This window comes from Cohnella pontilimi (assembly GCF_005049045.1).
Taxonomy (GTDB): Bacteria; Bacillota; Bacilli; order Paenibacillales; family Paenibacillaceae; genus Cohnella; species Cohnella pontilimi.
This window is the reverse complement of record NZ_SUPK01000003.1, coordinates 156,607-177,803: the sequence shown is the minus strand read 5'-3', so window position 1 is coordinate 177,803 and position 21,197 is coordinate 156,607. Positions and strand designations below refer to the sequence as shown.

The 21,197-nt window shown below is 56.6% G+C and carries 18 protein-coding genes; 15 read left to right on the top strand and 3 right to left on the bottom strand.

All coding sequences use genetic code 11. The features are described 5' to 3' along the window. Positions 1-184: 184 nt before the first annotated feature. Positions 185-1,138, top strand: coding sequence for an aldo/keto reductase family protein (locus E5161_RS07640; protein WP_136777127.1), 954 nt, complete (start codon positions 185-187; stop codon positions 1,136-1,138). 914 nt (positions 1,139-2,052) lie between these two features. On the opposite strand, the gene E5161_RS07635 is transcribed toward E5161_RS07640, so the two are convergent. Further along, positions 2,053-3,237 carry a M20 family metallopeptidase gene (locus E5161_RS07635; RefSeq protein WP_211246707.1) on the bottom strand — a complete coding sequence of 395 codons (1,185 nt, stop codon included), beginning with the start codon at positions 3,235-3,237 and terminating at the stop codon, positions 2,053-2,055. 95 nt (positions 3,238-3,332) lie between these two features. On the opposite strand from E5161_RS07635, the gene E5161_RS07630 reads away from it, so the two are divergent. The 8 genes from E5161_RS07630 (at position 3,333) to E5161_RS07595 (ending at position 11,902) form a co-directional block, all read left to right on the top strand. Then, the gene (locus E5161_RS07630) at positions 3,333-4,820 is read left to right on the top strand and encodes an ABC transporter substrate-binding protein/permease (RefSeq protein WP_136777126.1); all 1,488 of its coding nucleotides are present in this window, start codon (positions 3,333-3,335) and stop codon (positions 4,818-4,820) included. After that, positions 4,813-5,535: an amino acid ABC transporter ATP-binding protein gene (locus E5161_RS07625; protein ID WP_136777125.1), complete on the top strand. Its 723-nt coding sequence runs from the start codon at positions 4,813-4,815 to the stop codon at positions 5,533-5,535. Before E5161_RS07630 ends, E5161_RS07625 begins: the two co-directional genes overlap by 8 nt. Before the next feature lie 157 nt (positions 5,536-5,692). Beyond that, positions 5,693-6,679 carry a Gfo/Idh/MocA family protein gene (locus tag E5161_RS07620; protein ID WP_136777124.1) on the top strand — a complete coding sequence of 329 codons (987 nt, stop codon included), beginning with the start codon at positions 5,693-5,695 and terminating at the stop codon, positions 6,677-6,679. Then, entirely contained in the window at positions 6,676-7,671 is a 996-nt protein-coding gene (locus E5161_RS07615; RefSeq protein ID WP_246042142.1) for an AraC family transcriptional regulator, read from the top strand. The genes E5161_RS07620 and E5161_RS07615 overlap by 4 nt, the downstream gene beginning before the upstream one ends. After that, positions 7,668-8,756, top strand: coding sequence for a Gfo/Idh/MocA family protein (locus E5161_RS07610; RefSeq protein ID WP_136777123.1), 1,089 nt, complete (start codon positions 7,668-7,670; stop codon positions 8,754-8,756). The genes E5161_RS07615 and E5161_RS07610 overlap by 4 nt, the downstream gene beginning before the upstream one ends. A gap of 394 nt (positions 8,757-9,150) precedes the next feature. Then, on the top strand, positions 9,151-10,056 hold the full coding sequence (locus E5161_RS07605) for an AraC family transcriptional regulator (RefSeq protein WP_136777122.1): 906 nt from the start codon (positions 9,151-9,153) through the stop codon (positions 10,054-10,056). A gap of 3 nt (positions 10,057-10,059) precedes the next feature. After that, the gene (locus tag E5161_RS07600; protein ID WP_136777121.1) at positions 10,060-11,058 is read left to right on the top strand and encodes a C45 family autoproteolytic acyltransferase/hydrolase; all 999 of its coding nucleotides are present in this window, start codon (positions 10,060-10,062) and stop codon (positions 11,056-11,058) included. A gap of 64 nt (positions 11,059-11,122) precedes the next feature. Next, a complete protein-coding gene (locus E5161_RS07595) occupies positions 11,123-11,902 on the top strand; it encodes an SDR family oxidoreductase (protein ID WP_169306612.1) in 780 nt (259 codons plus the stop codon). 50 nt (positions 11,903-11,952) lie between these two features. Here E5161_RS07595 and E5161_RS07590 read toward each other — a convergent pair whose 3' ends face one another. Then, complete coding sequence (locus E5161_RS07590) at positions 11,953-13,881, bottom strand: ABC-F family ATP-binding cassette domain-containing protein (RefSeq protein ID WP_136777119.1); 1,929 nt, start codon at positions 13,879-13,881, stop codon at positions 11,953-11,955. An 88-nt stretch (positions 13,882-13,969) separates the two neighbouring features. Then, positions 13,970-14,791, bottom strand: coding sequence for a helix-turn-helix domain-containing protein (locus tag E5161_RS07585; protein ID WP_136777118.1), 822 nt, complete (start codon positions 14,789-14,791; stop codon positions 13,970-13,972). A gap of 128 nt (positions 14,792-14,919) precedes the next feature. On the opposite strand from E5161_RS07585, the gene E5161_RS07580 reads away from it, so the two are divergent. From E5161_RS07580 to E5161_RS07555, 6 genes are all read left to right on the top strand, one after another. Then, the gene (locus E5161_RS07580) at positions 14,920-15,372 is read left to right on the top strand and encodes an SRPBCC family protein (RefSeq protein ID WP_136777117.1); all 453 of its coding nucleotides are present in this window, start codon (positions 14,920-14,922) and stop codon (positions 15,370-15,372) included. A gap of 150 nt (positions 15,373-15,522) precedes the next feature. Continuing rightward, positions 15,523-16,665, top strand: coding sequence for a LolA family protein (locus tag E5161_RS07575; RefSeq protein ID WP_136777116.1), 1,143 nt, complete (start codon positions 15,523-15,525; stop codon positions 16,663-16,665). A gap of 155 nt (positions 16,666-16,820) precedes the next feature. Continuing rightward, complete coding sequence (gene alr / locus E5161_RS07570; protein WP_136777115.1) at positions 16,821-18,002, top strand: alanine racemase; 1,182 nt, start codon at positions 16,821-16,823, stop codon at positions 18,000-18,002. Positions 18,003-18,144: 142 nt separating this feature from the next. Next, positions 18,145-18,426: a CopG family ribbon-helix-helix protein gene (locus E5161_RS07565; protein ID WP_136777114.1), complete on the top strand. Its 282-nt coding sequence runs from the start codon at positions 18,145-18,147 to the stop codon at positions 18,424-18,426. A gap of 4 nt (positions 18,427-18,430) precedes the next feature. Then, positions 18,431-18,781 (top strand): type II toxin-antitoxin system PemK/MazF family toxin, encoded by a 351-nt coding sequence (locus tag E5161_RS07560; RefSeq protein WP_136777113.1) that lies wholly within the window; start codon positions 18,431-18,433, stop codon positions 18,779-18,781. Between the two features lie 135 nt (positions 18,782-18,916). After that, positions 18,917-21,100, top strand: coding sequence for a Tex family protein (locus E5161_RS07555; RefSeq protein ID WP_136777112.1), 2,184 nt, complete (start codon positions 18,917-18,919; stop codon positions 21,098-21,100). The last annotated feature ends 97 nt before the right edge of the window (positions 21,101-21,197 follow it).

Here is a 21,197-nt window from a genome sequence, read left to right as displayed (position 1 = left end):
GGGGTCGGCTCCTTCATCATTATGTACTAGATTATATCGGCAAAAATTGGTGCCATAGTAATAGGACTCATTTGGCAAAATCAGACAAGTTTCGTTCCTTTCCATTTTATATGCGATTCGTTAAAATGTCACCTAGGGCTTAATAATTCGTTAGACAGCTAGCATAAAAGGAGGAGAAACGAAAATGAAGTATCGCCGCATGGGCCGCACAGGCTTGAAGGTAAGTGAAATCAGTCTGGGAAGCTGGTTGACGTACGGAGGCTACGTGGAACAAGAACGTTCCGCCGCCGCGATTCGCAAAGCGTACGAGTTGGGCATCAACAGCTTCGACACCGCCAACGTGTATCACCGGGGTGAAGCGGAGAAGGTAATGGGCGCAATCTTGAAAGAGTATCCGCGCGACAGCTATGTGCTCGCGACCAAAGTGTTCTGGCCGATGGGAGAAGGGCCAAACGACCGCGGACTGTCCCGCAAACACGTCATGGAGCAGGCGCATGCAAGCTTGAAGCGGCTGGGCACGGACTATGTGGACATCTATTACTGTCACCGTTTCGATCCGGAAACTCCGGTGGATGAAACGCTGCGGGCCATCGACGACTTGATTCGGCAGGGCAAGGTGCTGTACGCCGGCGTGAGCGAATGGACGGCCGCGCAAATGGCGGAAGCGCTCGGCGTGGCCGACCGTTATTTGCTGGATCGGATTGTCGTCAACCAGCCGCAGTATAACCTTTTCGAGCGCTACATAGAGAAGGACATCATCGCGCTCGGCGAAGCCAAAGGCATCGGCCAAATCGTGTTCTCGCCGCTTGCCCAAGGCTTGCTCGCCGGCAAATACGACTCGGTCGACAATATCCCGGCGGACAGCCGCGCGGCACAGCTGGAATGGGTGCGTAAAGGCATTACGCAGGAAAAGTTGGACAAAGTGCAGAAGCTGGCGGCGTTGGCGCGAGACAACGGGTTGACGACCGGCCAGTTGGCACTCGCGTGGATTCTCCGTCAGCCGAACGTGGCAAGCGCCTTGATTGGCGCCAGCCGTCCGGAGCAAGTGGAGGAAAACGTGAAGGCGTCCGGCGTAGAATTGTCCGCCGACACGCTGGCCGCGATCGAAGAGATCGTGGGCGGGGGCAAGGCAGTTTAATGCAAAAACAACCGGTTCCGCAGGGCGGAACCGGTTGTTTTTTGTTGGGAGCGCGGCCTCGCGCGAGGGGTTTAAGCCGGTGGCGTCTGCTTATCCCGGTGGTGCGCAGCCTCGTGCGTGGTCGTTAAGCCGGTGCCGTCGGCTTAACCCATGGTACGCAGTCTCGTGCGTGGGCTTTAAGCCGGTACCGCCGGCTTAACCCGTGGTACGCATTCTCGTGCGAGGGCTTTAAGCGGGTGGCGTCGGCTTAAAACGTGGTGTGCAGTCTCGTGCGAGGGCTTTAAGCGGGTGCCGCCGGCTTAACCCGTGGTGTGCAGTCTCGTGTGTGGGCTTTAAGCCGGTGCCGTCGGCTTAACCCGTGGTGTGCAGTCTCGTGTGTGGGCTTTAAGCCGGTGCCGTCGGCTTAACCGGGTGTTGCGCAGTCTCGTGTGTGGGCGTTAAGCCGGTGCCGTCGGCTTAACCTGTGGTGTGCAATCATGAGTTTGTCGCTTTATCGATATCCCCTTCGCTCAGGTTCGCGTGGCAGTAAGGCTCCCGGCCGTCTGAGCGAAGGGGATAACGAGAAAAGGTGCGAAGTGGCGGATGATCCGAGAAAGGAGTCAGAGAGTTGGAGTTACTTAGGCTCCCGCGCCTTCGCTTGGGCTTTGCTCACTAACAAATCTGTTTGATGCTTTTGTAGCCCCCTGCTAGAAGTAGCTCTCCGCTACCTGTTCGTGTACCTCTTCAGTAACCGCCTGCTCCTAAGTAACTCTCCGCTACCTATTCGCGTACCCCATCGCTGATCGCCCGCCCTTAAGTAGCTCTCTGCTACCTATTCGCGTGCCCCCTCGCTGATCGCCCGCTCACAAGTAGCTCTCCGCTACCTAATCGCGTGCCTTTCACCTGATCGCCCGCTCACAAGTAGCTCTCCGCTACTATCGAGCGCTGGCAACCGTGGATTCGAATTCTTCGCGAATGCGGCGCGCCAGGTCCGGGTCGGTGAGCACATCGCAGGCGGTGAAGGCGAGCATCGTGGCGCCGAACACCATGGCGTCGTAGGCGCGGTCCAGTTGAGCGGCGTCGCGGAATTCCACGGTGTGCAGGTTGTAAGGCTGATCCACCACGGGAATGTACGGATGCACCGCCGGACAGCGAAGTGATACGTTGCCGAGATCGAGTGAGCCGTGGTCGTTCGCGGAATGGATGTCCTCGGGTGCAACGCCGGTCGCCACTATATTGGCGGTGTATGCGTCGGACAACGCTTGGTTGGTCCGGAGTTCATCGTAGGAATATTCATCGTTGGTGACTGTGAACCGGCACCCGGTTGCCAATGCGGCGGCTTCCGCGCAAGCCTTCACGCGGTTGGTCAACTCGTCGGTATAGGCTCTGGTGGCGGAACGCGTATAAAATCTGGCGGCGGCATAATCGGGAATGATGTTCGGCGCTTGTCCGCCGTCCGTAATAATCCCGTGGATCCGAGCATGGCTCGGGGTCTGCTGACGGAGCGCATTGACGGAATTGAACAGCTGAATGACGGCATCCAGCGCGTTGATGCCAAGCTCCGGATTGGCGGCCGCGTGGGCGGCTTTCCCGAAAAACTCGAATTTCAGCGCATCCATGGCAAGCGACGAGCCGGACTTTTCGTGTTGATGGTACGGATGGATCATCATGGCCACACTGCAGTCGTCGAACAGGCCGGCAGCCGCCATATCGACTTTCGCGCCTTTGGTTTCCTCGGCCGGTGTACCGTATACACGGATGGTGCCGCCGGTTTCGTCGGCTACCGCACGAAGTCCGGCTGCGGCGCCCAACGCCATCGTGCAAATGAGGTGATGACCGCAGGCATGGCCGATTTCCGGCAGGGCGTCGTATTCGGCCAGCAAGCCGATGACCGGTCCTGGCTTGGAAGAACGGTATTCCGCGATAAACGCGGTGGACAAGCCGAGCGTTCCGCGTTCCACATGATAGCCGAGCTGCTCCAGAACTTCCGTCAGCTTGGCCGAGGCGAGTTTCTCTTCATGTCCCAATTCCGGATGGGAACCGATAAAAGCGGCGATCTCCTTCAGTTTCGGCGCATGGGCTTCAATCGTTTCACGAATTTTGTTTTTCAATGGGTTCATGGCTCCGCACTCCTTCTTTCACAATATCTTCATCGTATCGTTTTCGCTGGGGAACAATCAAGAGGAGGCTTTAGGGAAGAACGGAGTGCAGCAGCATGAAAAAATGGTGGATGATTGTCATCTTAGCAGCCTGCGTAACGGTATTCGGGCATCCTCATGCCGGCGCACAACAAGGCGCAAAACTCGACCATATCCGGAAATCCGGCAAAATCACAGTGGGCACGAGCGCGGAGTACGCCCCGTATGAGTTTCACAAAAAAATAAATGGCAAGGATCAAATCGTCGGATTCGACATTAACATTGCCAAAGAAATTGCAAAAGACTTAGGCGTGGAGCTGGTCATTCGAGATATGGAGTTCGGCAACCTGCTTACCGAGCTGAAGACGGGCGGTGTCGATTTCGTCATTGCCGGTATGACGCCGGATGAAGAACGCAGAAAAAGCGTCGATTTCTCCAACATCTATTATGAAGCGAAGCAGGCGGTTTTCGTCCGCGCCGACGACCAAGGCAAATTCAAAACCATGAAAGATCTCGAGGGCAAGACGCTCGGCGTGCAAATCGGGACGACCCAAGAAACGATTGCCAAAGCTGTTCCGAACGCGAAAATAAGAGCCCTCGGAAGAACGACCGAACTCGTGCTGGAGCTGAAATCGAAGAAAGTCGACGCGCTGATTGTGGAGCTTCCGGTTGCCCAAGGCTACGTGCGGAACAATCCGGATCTCGCCCTGTCTGCGATTCAGCCGCAAAGCGAGGCCGGCGGATCCGCCGTGGCCGTGAACAAAGGAGAAACCTCGCTGCTTTCGGCCATCCAGACGACGTTGGACCGGCTGACGGCCGAGGGGAAAATCGATCAATGGGTAGCCGAGATGACGGAGCTGGCGGAATCGCCCGACACGGGCACCGGCCAAGCGGCCCGGCCCGCGTACAACTGGAATTTCACATTTTTAAAAGAGTACGGTTCGTACTTCTGGACCGGCATCCGGTTAACGCTCGAAGTGTCGGCGGTTGCGGTGATCGGCGGGTTTATTTTCGGTACGCTGATTTCATTGCTTCGGTTGTCGAGCCTGTGGCTCGTACAATTCATCGGCAGCGCCTATGTGGAAATTATTCGCGGTACGCCGATGCTGGTGCAGCTGCTGCTCTTTTACTACGGACTGCCACTCTTCGCGGGTCTCGACATCGGCCTGTTCGGGGCCGCCTGTCTGACGCTGATCGTCAACAGCTCCGCTTATATCGCCGAAATTATGCGGGCCGGCATCCAGGGCGTGGACCGCGGACAAATGGAGGCGGCGCGCTCGCTCGGCATGCCGAGAGGAATGGCGCTGCGGCTCATCATCCTTCCCCAAGCGTTCAAAACTGTGCTCCCTGCGCTGGGCAACGAGTTCGTGGTCGTCGTGAAAGAATCGTCGATTTTGTCGGTCATCGGGTTTGGCGAGATCATTTATCAGGCCAACGCGATCCGGGCGGCGACGTATCAGCCTCTGGAACCGTTGCTGGTGGCCGCGGCGATTTATTTCGTGCTTACCTTCACGCTCTCCAAGCTGCTCGGTCTAGGCGAGAGGAGGCTTCGGGTCAGTGATTAAAGTGAGGAGTTTACATAAAACATTCGGAAAAACAGAGGTACTGAAAGGCATCGACGCCGATATCGCCAAAGGGGAAGTTGTGGTGGTCATCGGACCGAGCGGATCCGGCAAAAGTACGTTCCTTCGCTGTCTCAATCTGCTGGAGACGCCGACGTCCGGCACGATTGAATTTGAAGGCCGGCCGATTACAGGACGCGGTGTCGATATCGATGCGGTGCGGCAAAACATGGGCATGGTGTTTCAGCAGTTTCATTTGTTCCCGCACAAAACCGTACTCGAAAATATCACGATCGCGCCGGTCCGGGTACGAAACACGCCGAGGGAGGAAGCGACTCGTACCGCAATGGAGCTGCTCCGCCGGGTCGGACTGGGGGACAAGCGGGATGCCTATCCGATCCGCTTGTCCGGCGGGCAGAAGCAGCGTGTCGCGATTGCCAGAGCGCTGGCGATGCGACCTCACGTGATGCTGTTCGATGAGCCGACTTCGGCGCTCGACCCGGAAATGGTGGGCGAAGTGCTCGACGTGATGAAGTCGCTCGCCCGAGACGGCATGACCATGGTGATCGTCACGCATGAGATGGGCTTCGCCCGTGAAGTCGGCGATCGCTTGCTGTTCGTGGATAACGGTCAGATCGTCGAGCAAGGCGCTCCCCGAGAAGTGTTCGAAGCCCCGCAGCACCCGCGCACAAGGGAGTTTCTCAGCAAGGTGTTATAGCTCTCGTGCCTCACGGCCGTTACCGGCGCCCTCTACAGGGCGCTTGTTCTTATGTCGCAAATTTATAGCCAGAATGACACAAAAGTGTATTTATTACTGGTGATTAACTATGCTATGTTTTGCTTGTGTCGCATATTTAAAGTGAGGGGTGAGCCGATTGATCCGAATCGGTATGATCAGCTATTGGCATGTGCACGCGGAAGATTATACGAAACAAGTATTGAAGCATCCCGACACCGAGATCGCCGCAATATGGGACGAGTTGCCCGAGCGCGGACAAGAGAAGGCAGCCAAGTATGGGGTGCCGTTCTATGCTTCGCTGGACGAGATGCTGGCGCGGCAGGACATCGATGCGGTCGTTGTCGACGCCCCCACGAACATTCATCGAGAAGTGATGGTCAAGGCCGCGCAAGCCGGCAAACATATTTTCACGGAAAAAGTGGTAGCGGCTACATACGCGGAGGTGCGGGATATTATTGCGGCCGTAAGGGACGCGGGCGTAAAACTCACCGTTTCGCTTCCCAGATTGTACGAGGGATACACCGAGGCGATCGAGAACGTGCTGTCGGAAGGACTGCTTGGCCGGCTGACTTTAGCCAGGGCACGGTTATCGCACAATGGGGCTACTGCGGGTTGGCTGCCGGAGCATTTTTACTCGCTGGAACAATGCCGGGGCGGCGCATTGATCGATCTGGGCTGCCATCCGATGTATTTGGTCCGGCGGTTCCTCGGCGAGCCGGAGGCGGTGAGCGCCACGTACGGTTACATAACGGGCAAGGAAGTGGAAGACAACGCGGTGGCCATGCTGCAATACGCGGACGGCGCTGTGGGCATCGTCGAAGCGGGCTTTGTGAACAGCCACTCGCCTTTCAGCATCGAGCTGCACGGCACGGAAGGCAGCCTGCTGTTCGGTTTCCCGGAAGCCCAATTGCAGCTGCGCAGCAACAAGCGCGGGCAAGGCTGGGAAAGCATTGAGCTGCCGGCCAACCGTCCGATGGCTTTCGACCAGTGGGTCGAACACATCCAGAACGGAACCGAAGCGACCGACAATATTGCGATGGCGGTAGATTTAACTCGTCTTATGGAAGCCGCTATCCGTTCTGCAGCCGAGAAGCGTTCGGTACGATTGGACGAGTTGGCGTGACCGATCGGAAACCGTCCGGCAAACCGTTTCCTTATTCCCGCATGTTCGGCAAGCCCGATGCGCTGGACAGACTGGATCTCAGGTTCCGGTGGGGAGATTACGGCATTCGTGTACTGCGCTGCCATTTGACGGTGTTTCAACCGGGTTACGTCATTCCTTTTCATAAACATTCCGAGTTCGAATTTCATTTCATCCCGAAAGGCAAGGGCAAGGTGGTTGTGGGCGATAAACCGTTCGATCTCCATGAAGGGTTGTTCTACCTGACCGGTCCTGACGTCATTCATCAGCAAGAATCGGATAAAGAAGATCCGATGCACGAGCTCTGTCTTCATTGCGAGATCGTTCCTCTGTCTCCGGCCGCCGAAGGTGACGAAGATTTCGGGGAACGTTTGGAAAGGCGCGAAGCGGAAGAATGTGTGGAAACGCTTCGGACGCTGCCCCTTGAACCCGCGTGGGATACTTACAACGCGATGGCAGCGTTTTTGGAAGCTTACCGGATATGGGAGGAACAGCCGCCTGGTTTCTATACGCTCTTAAAACAGGCCATCGTGCAGATTTTGCTCCGAACCGCCCGCGTGTACGCGGCATCGGCCCCGGCCCCGGCAATTCCGAAGCGGGATATGAACGATCACCGGTTCCAGCTCGCTTCCCAGTACATTCTCGACAATGAAGGTTTGCCGCTCTCCTTAGAGGAAGTGGCGGAGCGGGTGAATGTGAGTCCCCGCCAGCTGCAGCGCATTTTTAAAAGTGTGGGCCAAACCACATTCCGGGATTATGTGGAAGATGTGCGGCTTGCCGCGGTCTGCGCCGATCTGACCCGGACCGACCGGGCCGTCGAAGCGATTGCGCTGGATCATGGTTTTTTAACACCCAACTATTTATTTTCGGTATTCAAAAACAAATTCGGGATGACACCGGCGACATACCGGCGCACGAACGGCGGTAGTAACGGAGCGTCCGGGCAAGCCCGACGGGAGGAAGTACGGTCATGACCAAAAGGCTCAAAATCGGCATTATCGGCAGCGGCGGGATCGCCCGTTTTCATGTGGAAGCTTATCAAAAATTACCGTATGTGGATGTGGTCGCCGTTGCGGATGTTGTCCCGGGGCGCGCGCAGCAGTTTGCGGAAAATCTGGGACTTACGGACGCGCAGACGTTCGACAGCCATACCGAGATGCTGAAGCTGGATTTGGACGGCGTCAGCATATGTACGCCGAACGCCTCTCATCACCGCACGTCGGTGGACGCTTTGCGGGCAGGAAAGCAGGTGCTGCTCGAGAAGCCGATGTCCGTCACGCTGAATGAAGCACTCGATATGGTTAAGGCTTCGCGCGAGACCGGCAACATGCTGACGATCGGATTCCAGCCGCGATACGACCCGAATATGAAACGGCTGCAGGAAATCGTGCAATCGGGCCGTCTCGGCAATGTTTATTACGTGGAAACAGGGGGAGGACGACGCCGCGGCATGCCGGGCGGCACGTTCATCCGCAAAGATTTGGCCGGCGCGGGAGCGATGGCCGATATCGGCTGTTATTCGCTCGACATGGCGCTGAACACGCTTGGCCACCCGCGGCCGCTGACCGTTTCGGCGTTCACGTCGAACCATTTCGGCCGCAATCCGCTGTATCATCCGGAAGCCGACCGTTTTGAAGTGGAAGATTTCGGCGTGGCGATGGTCCGGTTCGAAAACGACTTGGTGCTGTCGTTCAAAATCTCGTGGGCAATGCATATGGATACGCTCGGCGCCACAATGTTCCTGGGCAGCGACGCGGGGATCAAAGTGACGCCGTTCGGCACGGGCCCCTGGTCCGGGGTGTGGGACGGCAGCATCGGATCGATGACGATGTTCCACGACGACTTCGGCGGGCATACGGAGACGCCGATTCCGCTCATCTCGCACTCTGTCAATCTGTTCCAAGCGAAAGTGCACGATTTCGCCGAAGCGGTCCGCGACGGACGTCCCGCGCCGATTCCGGCGGAACAGATTTTGATCCAGCAGGCGATCATCGACGGTGTGCTCCGCTCGGCGGAACAGCGCCGCGAGGTGTCCGTAGAGCTGCCGCATAACGTGTGATTAGCGGTATCGCAGCAAGAGCCAACCGATCTTCGGTTGGCTTTTGTGTTTTGGTTAAGTTGTGTGAGATCATCGCAGCCCGTTGTTCTGTAGCTTCATTTTGCGAAATTACAGAGCAGGCGTGAGGGGAATTTTGCGCTCTAACGACATTTCGCGAAATTACAGAAGCTTTCCGCAGCCATGAATCTACCAAATGGCTCTCTAATTTCGCAAAATATAACTGTGGAGTATTTTTGGGGTGAGTTTATTACTGTAATTTCGTGATTTATAGTTACAGTATCTAAGGGTGCGTAAGGAAAAGCCAGACCGTTAGAAATCCACAGCAAAAAACGTCAAGACCGCCTTGGTCATCCATGGTAGATTGAGGACAGAAAGCGACGGGGGTGAAAGCGGGATGAGCTACTATGTGCGCATTCAAAGGACGATCGAACACATCGAAAACCGCTTGACCGAGCCGCTTACCCTCACCGAACTGGCAAGCATCGCAGGCTTTTCCGACTTTCATTTTCATCGGGTGTTTCAAACCATGGTGGGAGATCCGGTGATGGAGTACGTGCGGAAAAGAAGGCTGGTTCGAGCGGCGAGGGATATGGCGGATCTGGACAAGCGAATTTTGGATGTGGCGCTCGACCACGGCTTTCAATCCCACGAAACGTTCACGCGCGCTTTCAAAAAAATGTTCGGCATGACGCCGGCCGAATACCGTCAGCGAGGCATCCGCACGCCCGTGTATCCGAGAGCCGACGTGAACAGCAGAAGATTCAATCCTTATTTGGGAGGTATTCGTATGGAGTATCGCATCGTGACCAAACCGGCGTTTAAGCTTATCGGCCACGCACTTGAAACGTGTACGCAAGAAGGAAAAAACCACGAGGACATTCCGGCATTTTGGCAGCGTTACATTGCGAATAAAGGCTGGGAGCGGATTCCGAACGCGGTGCATCGGGAGAATCCGGTGGAATTGGGCGTATGCACGGACTTCGACATGGAGAAAGGCACGTTCCTGTATGTGATCGGGATGGAAGCAGAGCATTTTGAAGGGGTTCCGGACGACCTCGTCTGCCGCGAGATCCCGGAAGCGACTTACGCAGTGTTCACCACGCCGCTTGTGCCGCGGGACCAGTTCCCGGCGTCCATTCAGTCGACATGGATGAGCGTTTTCAATGAATGGTTTCCGCACTCCGGATATGAACACTCGGGCGAAGTGGAGTTCGAGTGGTACGACGAGCGGTCAAATTCGCAAAAGCACGATCTCGTTCAAATGGACATCTACATTCCGGTTAAGAAAAAGGCAGATTGACCGATGGATGTGAATTTGGAGGAAGAGCGGAAAGCGGACTATCAGGTGTTCCGAGCGGAAGGCTCTCATTATGCGATCGGATTTGAAACCGCGCGGCGTGCGGATAAATCCATCGGACCGATGAACGGCTGGTCGGCGGAAAAAATGAGATTCGCGGAAAAATGCCGAAATGTAGTGAACGATGTTTACCCTGAGATGACCGAAGAGTTTCGTGGATACGCGGAGGGAGCGGGAGTCGCAGAAGAGGAGCTGCTCTGGCATTACACGCTCGGGGTCACCGGCGGTTGCAGCGGAATCGCGGTTCGAACGCCGCAAGGTCTGTTGGTCGGGAGGAACTACGACTTCTTCTATTGGGAAAACCGTCGCCATCTCATTTTTACGCGTCCTGAAGAAGGATATGCCCATATCGGCATGCATGAAGGACTGGTTGGCGGAAGATTCGACGGCTTGAACGAGAAGGGGTTGTACGTCAGCTTCAACGGAGCGGGTCCGCACCCTGATCCTGCGCAACCGGGGTTGAGCTTTCATCTGATCGTCCGGTATTTGCTCGAAAAGTGCTCGGATACGAAGGAAGCGCAGGAAGCGTTGATGAGTTTGCCGGTCAAGGAACCGAAAAGTTATTTGGTCACGGATGCCGATGACGCTTTCGTGGCGGAGGTTCACCCGGCAAAAAGAGCGGTTCGGCGGATGGATGGCGACGTGCTCCTCGTAACGAACCATTTCGTTGATGCCGGCATGGTCCCTTACATGAGAGAATGGCCGAATTCCGGCGCCAGGTACCGCAAGCTGGAGCAATATGCAGCACGGATAACCGGGTATATGGATGGCGATCATGCCGATCTGATGCGCGAGGCATTCCGTGATCACGAAGCACCGCTGTGCGGTCATGAAGACGGACTCGCCACATTCTGGTCATGTATCGCGGAACCGAAGAATCGCCGGATCTTTTACTGCCTAGGCGCTCCTTGCCGGAACGAGTACCAGGAATACTTCGCTTTTTGAGTTCCGGTCACGCTCCGATTACAATGACATTACATGCAGCATGAAAAAAGGAGCGGATGACCAAATGGCGGATTTGATGAGAGTGGCTTTGATCGTGGGAGGCAGCGCCGGAATCGGCCGGGCGGCCGCGGTTCGGCTGGCCGGGAACGGCTGCCGGGTTGTGATCGTGTCGCGGGAAGGCGCCAAACTGTCGGACGCGCACGCCGAACTGCGGGAGATCCGCAGCGATTCGCTGGCCATCGCCTGCGATATGACCGACGCGGCCTCCCGCGCCCGGCTGTTCGAGCAAATCGACAGCGAATGCGGCCGGCTGGACATCCTCGTTAACAGCATACCAGGGGCCGAGCCGGCTTCCTTCCTTCATCACGAGATCCGGGACATCGAAGACGGGATCGCCAAAAAGCTGATTCCGTACCTGGACAACATGAAGCAAGCCTCGCAGCGCATGATGGCGAACCGCTGGGGCCGGATCGTCAATGTAGTCGGGAACATGTGGAAAGAGCCCGAAGTGAACACGTTCAACTTCGGGCTCGTTAATGCGGCGATTGTCAATGCAGCTAAGGCTGCCTCGTTCGAGCTGGCGCCGTACGGGGTTACCGTGAACGGCGTTCATCCGGGCAGCATTCTCACGGACCGGCTTCATAACGTTTGGACCAAGTCCGCAGAGAGACAGGGTGTTCCGATAAGTGAAATCAGAAAGCGTGAGGAGACCGGCATTCCGCAGGGCCGTGTCGGACAACCCGAGGAGGCCGCGGCGCTGATCGCTTTTCTCGTGTCCGAGGAAGCGGGCTACATCACCGGCCAGCAAATCTCCGTGGACGGAGGTCTCATGCGGAGCATGTGACGTGAACGGCGGCTCAGCTCTTACGCTGGGCCGCAATTTGTTCCGCCAGCTCAGCTCTTACGCTGGGCCGCAATTTGTTCCGCCAGCTCATTCAGTTCCGTCCACCGTTCCAATAATCCGTCGAGCTTCTCCTCCAGCTCCCGCTGCTGCGTGACCAGCTCTTGAAGCCGGACGGAGTCGCTGCCGGCGGCTTCCATTTGTTCGGCCGCCTTTTTGAGCTGTTCTTCGGTTTCCGCAATCCAGCCGTCGATCTGCTCGAAATCTTTTTGATCCTTGTACGACATGCGGAGCGTGCGCTCCCGAGATTCGCTTCCGCCCGCGGATTCCTTGGCAGATTCCGCACGGTCCGGCGCTTTGGCGGCTGTCGACCCTTCCCCCGCGTTCTTGTCCCGGAACTCCCGATAATCGGAATAGTTCCCGGTATGCTTAGCGATCACGCCGTCGCCTTCGAAAGCGAAAATTCTCTCGGCGATCCGATCCAGAAAATAACGGTCGTGAGAAACAGTAAACACAACCCCCGGAAACTCGTCCAAGTAATCTTCCAGTACGGTCAGCGTGGTAATATCCAAGTCGTTCGTCGGTTCGTCCAGCAGCAATACATTGGGCGCTTCCATCAGCACCCGAAGCAGCTGCAGCCTGCGCTTCTCACCGCCGGACAGCTTGGCGATCTGCGTCCACTGCTTCTCGGGCGGGAACAGGAACCGCTCCAGCATTTGTCCCGCCGAGACGGACTCTCCTTCCGCCGTGCGGACTTGCTCCGCGCCTTCCCGAATATATTCGATAACACGCAAAGCTTCGTCCATCTCTTCGTGCTCCTGCGTAAACCGGCCAAGCTTCACCGTCGGCCCAAGCGTAACGCTGCCTTCGTCCGGCTGAAGCCGTCCGGCGATCAGGTTCAGCAGGGTAGATTTTCCGCTGCCGTTCGGCCCGACAATGCCGACTCGATCCCCCGGTACTGCGGTATAACTGAAATTGCGCACAACCACCCGGTCGTCGAAACGTTTTGTGACCGAATCCAGTTCCACGATCTTTTTGCCGAGCCGCGTCGAGGCCACGGAAAGATCCAGTTTGCCGTCGGCTGCTTTGGGCGTTTGTGCGCTCAACTGTTCGAACCGGTCGATCCGCGCCTTCTGCTTCGTCGAGCGCGCCTGCGCGCCGCGGCGAATCCAGGCCAGTTCATTGCGCAGTAAATTGCGCCGCTTCGCCTCCGAAGCCGACTCCCGCTCCTCGCGTTCGAGCTTCAGTTCCAGAAACCGGCTGTAATTCGCCTCGTAGAAGTAGGCACGGCCGCGATCCAACTCGAGAATGCGGTTGCTGACGCGGTCGAGGAAGTATCGGTCGTGCGTAATCATGATGAGTGCGCCTTTTCTTTTTTGCAGCATGCTTTCCAGCCAAGCCACCGATTCGTTGTCGATATGGTTCGTCGGCTCATCCAGGATCAGCACATCAGACGGCTGCAGCAGCGCGCCGGCCATCGCCACCCGCTTGCGCTGGCCGCCCGACATGGTGTCGGTCACCGTATCGTAATCGCGGATGCCGAGCTTGGACAGCGCCGTCTTCGCGTCGCTTTCCAGCTGCCACGCGTCCAGCTCGTCCATGCGCTGGTTCGCCTTCACCAGCTGCTTCTGCAGCGATTCATCCGAGGCGTTGAGCTCCAGCGCAGCCAAAGCCGCGGTATAATCGCGCACGGCCCGAAGCTGCGGCGAATCGCCGCCCAGCACATGCTCCAGCGCCGTCTCGCCGGGCCGGAACACGGGATCCTGTGCCAGCATGCGGATCCGCACACGGCTGCCGGCGGTCACTTGGCCGGAATCGGCCGGTTCCATACCGGCGATCACCTTGAGCAGCGTCGACTTGCCGGTGCCGTTCACGCCGATGACGCCGATTTTATCTCCATCTTCCACGCCGAACGTGATATCCTCGAATAATATTTTATCCCCGTAGGATTTCGATACATTTTCCACCGATAACAGATGCATATTCAGCCAACCTCTTTTTGATAAAATGCCGTATTTACTAACCCGTATCATAACACATTCGGCATGCGGACCCTGATGCGGGGGCGTTTTAATTGCCGAGCTCCCTCATATACTCTTCCGGAGATTGGCCGATGACCGCTTTGAATTCTTTGATGAAATGAGCTTGGTCGTAGTATCCCAAATCAACCGCCAGTTCCGGCCAACCGGATACTTCTCCTTTTTCCAAACGTTCCGCCGCCTCCTGCAGACGAAAACGCTGTATGACCCATTTGGGGGTAACTCCGACGTAGCGGTTGAACAAACGCTGCAGGGATCGCTTGTTGATGCCGAAGCGCACCACAATGTCTTCGACCTTGGCGATGTCCCGGTCGTCGATAACGGTTTGCACAATGCGTGAGAGTAAGTTCACGTTGTCGTCGGGCTCCGGATTCCGCTGCCGAAGAAACGTTTCCAGCAGTTCGATCATCTGCTGTCCGTCTATCGCGGCAAATATGTCTCTGCCGAATGACTCGATGAGATCCGAATCGAACAGCTCGCCGCAAGGAACGGTAAGCCCGTGGAGTCGAGCAACGGGTTGTTTCCAGAACGGATAAAACCCGCCGGGTTTGAATTTGGCTGCAATCACATGGCCTTGATCCTGCAAATGACGGGTGTAAGCGGAGATAGGTACGCCGTACACCCCCGCGAAGATTCCGCCTCGTTCCTTCTCGAACGCAAGGTTGACGTTGGGGTACGACAAGATCACCTGCCGGTACGGCTCCCGCCCGCGCAAGTCCCACCGGACTATCCAATAATGCTCGATATACGCGCTGAGGTCAGGGGACGGCTCGTAACGGTCCAGCGTAAACAACTGTTTTGCCGCGTCCGCTTTCAAGATTCCTTTGTCGGACTTTCCAACCTTCCGATTCATCGCGAACCTCCGGATACCAGAATATCTGTCGCGTTTTTACAATACCGGCTGTCAAACATGTTCTATTATGGAGAGTATCAGCGGTACAGGTTTCACGCAATGCCATCACGATTATATGGAGGTAAAAGATGGACGAACTTAGCTATGTACTCTATATTGACGCGAAGCCGGAAGACGTCTGGAAAATCTTCGTCACGCCGGAAGGAACGAAAGCGATCTTTTTCGGGAGCGTTTTGCGATCGACATTTGAAATCGGATCCCCGTACGAATATGTCGGTCCCGGCAACGACGGAGAGGAGACGGTTCACGTCTACGGCACCGTGCTCGAGTTTGAGCCGAACAAACGGATGAGCTATACGGAGCACCCCGGTCCGTCGTACCGCGAGAATCACGCCGAGTTGGAAACCCGCGTCACGATGAGTTTAGAGTCCGTAGGCTCATGCACCAAACTGACGCTCGTGAACGACCGGTGGCCGGAAGGGCATCCTTCCTACGAAAGCACGAAACAAAGCTGGCCGATGATTCTGAGCAACGTGAAAACCTACGCGGAGACGGGGAAGACGCTCGATTTCGGCTGGTGATAATTGAAATAGGTCACACATGACGGAGGGACCCCCTGAGGGTCCCTTCATCCATTTCCAATGCAGCTTGTCATGCTAGTCTGCATAATCGGTCAAGTCCCCTCATAGACATGAAGCATGAATAAACCAATGTGCAGAGGGGTGGAGCTCATGCGTCGTCGACGGATCCCGTGGATCGCTGCCGCCGCCTTGCTTTTTACCGCCATCCTGTCGGGATGCGGAAGCAAGGACGCGACGTCGATCGTGAAGGACCTGGACAAAGTCATGACCAAAATGGAAAGTTATCAAGGGAGCGGCACCATGACCCTTCATACCGGTCAGCAGCCGCTCAACTACAAGGTGGAAGTGTGGTACCAGAAACCGAGTTTCTACCGGATCGCGTTAACGAACGAGAAGCGCGATATTACACAGATCGTGCTCCGCAATGACGAAGGGGTATTCGTGCTCACACCCAGCCTCAATAAGAGCTACCGGTTCCAAAGTGACTGGCCGGAAAATCAAGGACAAGTGTATCTCTACCAGACCCTCGTGAAGAGCATTGTGAGGGATGAAACCCGCAAGTTCACGACCGATAAGAATGACTACGTATTCGATGTGATGGCCGGCAACTATCAGAACGGTTCGTTCGCCCGCCAGAAGATTTGGCTGGCCAAGGACAACTTCAAGCCGCGTCATGTGGAAGTCACGGATACGAACAATAAGGTGATGGTGGAAGTTACGTTCGATCAATTCGAATTCGATAAAAAGTTCGATAACTCCGCCTTTGATATGAACCGCAATATGGAGCAAAAACCGAATTCGCAGACGTCAGGCACGGATGATACCGCCCAAGACGGCGTACAAGCAACGGACGGGCGGGCGGATGGAGAAGATCCCACTTCCGGGCAGCCAAGCCACGATGCGTCCAAGACACCTGCGGATGAGACGACGGCTCCGCCGGCGGTGCAGGAGAAGCCCGTCTTTACACAACCGGACCCTGAGGCGCTGCCGGAAGGCGTCGAGCTGCTCGATGAAAAAGAGGTCAAGCTCGGCGAGAAGGACGGTTACATGCTCCGGTACGGCGGCACCTATAATTTCACGATCGTCGAAATGCCGTCGAAAGACCGGATGGCCTCTCGTTCCGAGAGCAAATCTCTGGATCTTGGCTTCACGATGGGCTTCCTGACGGAAGGGGATGTCCGCACGCTGACCTGGAGCTACCGCGGCATGGAATACCGGCTGACGACGGCGGATCTTCCGGATGACAGCATGGCGATATTGGCTCAATCCATGGAGGAAGCTTCCGGCAAATAACAGGATGAAGCGGGAGCCGGCGGCCGTCGCCGGCTCTTCGTCCGCCGGCGGCGTCCTGACAGGAAAACGTTGCCTGTCCCTTCTCGATTGACAGCCTCTCCCCCGACCGTTAACATTATTTTATCGCAGTATGCAGCGGGGAAGGTGATCGGAACGTGGACTGCTATTACAGGCCGACCGTGGCTGAAATTTCCCTCGATGCCCTTTCACGCAATATAAGGAAATTTCGTAGCGGTTTGCCCGCAGGTACGAAGCTGCTTGCGTCCGTAAAAGCGAACGCATATGGGCACGGAGCGGTGGAAACGGCGCGTGAAGCGGAAGCGGCCGGCGCGGATTACTTCGGCGTCGCTTTCCTCGATGAAGCGCTTCAACTCCGGAAGGCGGGCATTCGCGCGCCCATTCTCGTATTGGGCTATACGCCGCCGGAAGGATTGCCTGCAGCGCGCGAACACGATATTACCGTGACCCTGTATCGGGAAGAAATGCTGAATGCCGTGGAAGATTTGCCGGCACAAGGCAAGAAGCTGAAAGCCCATATCAAAATCGATTCCGGCATGGGACGGCTAGGGTTGTTGCCAGGCAGCGCGGCCAAATCGTTTCTCGAACGGGCTTGTCGTCTTCCGCAGCTCGAAGTGGAAGGCATGTTCACCCACTACGCGCGCGCAGACGAGACGAATAAATCTTATACCATGATGCAAGTGGAGCGTTTTGGCGGTGTGGTGGATTATGTTCGGCGGCATCAGCTGCCGCTGTCCATTATTCACGCAGGCAACAGCGCAGCCGGAATCGATTTGCCGGAACACGTGGGCGGCATGTTAAGGCTCGGCATCAGCATGTACGGTCTTTATCCGAGTGACGAAGTCAACCGGGATTCGATCGAGCTGGAGCCGATTCTGTCGCTGAAGACGAAGCTTGTCCACGTGAAGACGCTGGCCGCCGATGAAGGAATCAGCTACGGAACGCGGTATTTCACACACCGGGAAGAGACGATCGGCACGCTGCCGGTCGGTTACGCGGATGGTTTCAGCCGCATGCTGAGCGGAAAAGCCGAAGTGCTTGTGCGTGGACATCGCGTGCCGGTAGTCGGCACGATCTGCATGGACCAGTGTATGGTTCGGCTGGACGATGCGCGGCAAGCAGGAGCCGATCCACTGTCGATCGGGGAAGAAGTGGTCCTGATCGGCCGGCAAGGAGACGCAGCCATTCGTATAGAAGAAGTCGCCGCCAAGCTGGGGACGATCAACTACGAGCTGACATGCATGCTGTCAGCCCGGGTTCCGCGCGTTTACGTGAAGAACGGGCAAATCGTTTCGATTGTCAATCCGTTGCTAGGTTAGATGGGAAGCGTTTTTTGCGCGGTCCGGAAGGAAATCGCCGTCCGACCGCGAATGGTAACGGCATAGGTCGTATAGAATGTATCTGTGACATGCATACTGGAAATTAGGCTCGGGTCTGGAAAATCTTTGGGGGTGCTGTTCGGTGGCCAATTACCAACATACAAAACGCATCATGATCAGTTTGCCGGATCATCTGCTGCGGGAAGTGGACTTCGTGGTAGCGAAGGAGAATACGAACCGGAGCGAAATCATCCGCCAGGCGATGAAGCACTATCTTGTCGACCGGAAGAAACGGATGATCCGCGACGCCATGCAACGCGGGTATTTGGAAATGGCAAAGATCAATCTGAACATGGCATCAGAAGCCTTCCACGCGGAAGAAGATGCGGAAAGCACGCTCGGGCGCCTCGTAAGCGGGGTGTAACCTTGTGATCGTCAAACGCGGGGATGTATTTTATGCCGATTTATCACCGGTGGTCGGCTCCGAACAGGGCGGCGTACGCCCCGTGCTGGTAATCCAGAACGATATCGGCAACAGGTTCAGTCCAACGGTCATCGTGGCGGCCATTACGGCACAAATCCAAAAAGCGAAGCTGCCGACGCATGTGGAGATCGAAGCGAAGACGCACGGGATGGAGAAAGACTCCGTCATCCTGCTCGAACAAATTCGCACGATCGACAAGCAGCGGCTCACGGACAAAATCACGCATTTGGACGAAGATACGATGCTGAAGGTGAACGAAGCGTTGCAAATCAGCGTCGGCTTGATCGATTTTTAACCATAACGCCCGGTTCGGGCGTTTTTTGTTTCTTGCTTCCCGATAATCGTCAAGTCATAATGGATGTGATAACGGGCGCTTCCTGCCGGAGGCGCTCCTTTGTTTGCCTCAAAGCCAAGGAGGAACGAAACGAAGATGACGGAAACTGTAGATAAAGCGGCCCGCGAATTGGCGGAACGGATGATCCGGCAAATCGCCGGAGAACTGGGTTTGTCGCCGAATCAGGTGCGGACGGTGGCATCGCTGCTGGATGAAGGGAACACCATTCCTTTTATTGCGCGATACCGGAAAGAAATGACCGGCGAACTGGACGAGAATCAGCTGCGTGCGATCGAGGACCGGCGGAATTACCTCAAAGGTCTGGAAGATCGCAAAGCCGAAGTGATCCGCCTCATCGCCGAACAGGATAAGCTGACGCCTGAACTTGAAGCGGCCATCCGCAAAGCGGTGAAGCTGCAGGAGATCGAGGACCTTTACCGGCCATACCGGCAGAAACGCAAAACGAGAGCAAGCGTCGCCAAGGAAAAAGGTCTAGAACCGCTCGCACAGTGGCTGATCTCGCAGCCTCGCCAAGGCGACCTGCATGCAGAAGCGTCCAAATACATAGATGCGGACAAAGGTGTAAATGACGCCGAGGAGGCGGTCCAAGGCGCGTCGGACATCATCGCCGAAATGCTCGCCGACGATGCCGATATTCGCCGCTGGGTCCGCAAGTTCACCTGGGACAACGGCGTGCTGCACAGCAAAGCGAAAGATCCGGAAGCCGAGTCTGTGTATGAGATGTATTACCAGTACAACGAACCGGTGAAACGGCTTCCTCCGCATCGTGTGCTGGCGATTAACCGCGGCGAACGGGAGGATGTGCTCGGCATCTCGATTGACGTTCCGACCGAGCGTGTCGTGGAGGAGCTGCACCGGCGCGTGATCAAAGGCCCGTCGGTGGCTCGGGATGTTTTGGCCGCAGCGGCGGAAGACGCGTACAAACGCCTGATTGCGCCGTCCATTGAGCGGGAGCTGCGCGGCGAGCTGACGGAGAAGGCGGAGGAGCACGCCATCGGTATCTTCTCGGAAAACTTGCGCAATCTGCTGCTCCAGCCGCCGGTGAAAGGCCGCGTGGTGCTCGGTGTCGACCCGGCTTACCGAACCGGCTGCAAGCTGGCGGTGGTGGATGAAACCGGCAAGCTTCTCGAGGTGGGCGTCACCTACCCGACTCCACCTCACAACAAAAAAGCCGAAGCGGAAGCGACATTCCGCCGCATCATCCAGCAGTACGGTGTTCAATTAATCGTGGTCGGCAACGGAACCGCATCCCGGGAGACCGAGCAATTCGTCGCGGGGATCATCAAAGCAATGCCCGAGCGTGAGCTGCAATACTTGATTGTGAACGAGGCGGGCGCCAGTGTGTATTCCGCGTCCAAGCTGGCGCAGGAGGAATTCCCGGACCTGGACGTCGCCGAGCGGAGCGCGGTATCGATCGCCCGCCGGCTGCAGGATCCACTGGCGGAGCTCGTGAAAATCGAGCCCAAAGCGATCGGCGTTGGCCAGTACCAACACGACGTGTCGCAGAAGAGGCTGGATGAAAGCCTGTCCGGCGTCGTGGAGTCGGCGGTTAACCATGTAGGCGTGGATGTGAACACCGCTTCACCATCCTTGCTGTCGTACGTATCCGGCATTAACGGCACGCTGGCCCGCAATATCGTGAAAGCCAGAGAAGAGCTGGGCAAGTTCGCGGATCGCAAGCAGCTGCAAAAGGTACCGCGGCTGGGCGCCAAAACGTTCGAGCAATGCGTCGGGTTCCTGCGCATTACGGACGGCGGCAACCCGCTCGACCGGACCCCGATTCACCCCGAATCCTATGAGGTGGTCGAACGTCTGCTGCGGGAATTGGGATTGGACCGGACGGCCATCGGCACGGAGCCGCTCAAGGACAAGCTGCGGCAGCTCCAAGTCGAACAAGTGGCCGCCAAGCTGGAAGTAGGCGTACCTACACTCCGCGACATTGTGGACAGTCTTATGCGCCCCGGACGCGATCCGCGGGAGGAGCTGCCTCCGCCCATTTTCCATACCGATGTGCTCGACATCGAAGATTTGAAGCCCGGCATGGAGCTGCAGGGCACCGTCCGCAATGTGGTGGATTTCGGCGCTTTCGTCGATATTGGCATCAAAAATGACGGTCTCGTGCACATCTCGCAGCTGAGCGAGAAATTCGTGAAACATCCCACGGAAGTGGTGGCCGTCGGGGATACGGTGAACGTGTGGGTGATCGGTACGGATCTGAAGAAAGGCCGAGTTAGCCTGACGATGCGCAAGCCTCAATAATTTGCTCAGGTTCAACACCCGGATTCGCCTTGGCGGGTCCGGATTTTCATGGTAAAATGCAGGGAAATCCGCTTCGATCTTCCAAAGCCGGCGAGGA

Bases quoted from the DNA above. Each gene is read 5' to 3' on its own strand.
- E5161_RS07640 (WP_136777127.1), top strand. From the start codon at position 185: ATGAAGTATCGCCGCATGGGCCGCACAGGCTTGAAGGTAAGTGAAATC.
- E5161_RS07635 (WP_211246707.1), bottom strand. From the start codon at position 3,237: ATGAACCCATTGAAAAACAAAATTCGTGAAACGATTGAAGCCCATGCG.
- E5161_RS07630 (WP_136777126.1), top strand. From the start codon at position 3,333: ATGAAAAAATGGTGGATGATTGTCATCTTAGCAGCCTGCGTAACGGTA.
- E5161_RS07610 (WP_136777123.1), top strand. From the start codon at position 7,668: ATGACCAAAAGGCTCAAAATCGGCATTATCGGCAGCGGCGGGATCGCC.
- E5161_RS07605 (WP_136777122.1), top strand. From the start codon at position 9,151: ATGAGCTACTATGTGCGCATTCAAAGGACGATCGAACACATCGAAAAC.
- E5161_RS07600 (WP_136777121.1), top strand. From the start codon at position 10,060: ATGGATGTGAATTTGGAGGAAGAGCGGAAAGCGGACTATCAGGTGTTC.
- E5161_RS07595 (WP_169306612.1), top strand. From the start codon at position 11,123: ATGGCGGATTTGATGAGAGTGGCTTTGATCGTGGGAGGCAGCGCCGGA.
- E5161_RS07590 (WP_136777119.1), bottom strand. From the start codon at position 13,881: ATGCATCTGTTATCGGTGGAAAATGTATCGAAATCCTACGGGGATAAA.
- E5161_RS07585 (WP_136777118.1), bottom strand. From the start codon at position 14,791: ATGAATCGGAAGGTTGGAAAGTCCGACAAAGGAATCTTGAAAGCGGAC.
- E5161_RS07580 (WP_136777117.1), top strand. From the start codon at position 14,920: ATGGACGAACTTAGCTATGTACTCTATATTGACGCGAAGCCGGAAGAC.
- E5161_RS07575 (WP_136777116.1), top strand. From the start codon at position 15,523: ATGCGTCGTCGACGGATCCCGTGGATCGCTGCCGCCGCCTTGCTTTTT.
- E5161_RS07555 (WP_136777112.1), top strand. From the start codon at position 18,917: ATGACGGAAACTGTAGATAAAGCGGCCCGCGAATTGGCGGAACGGATG.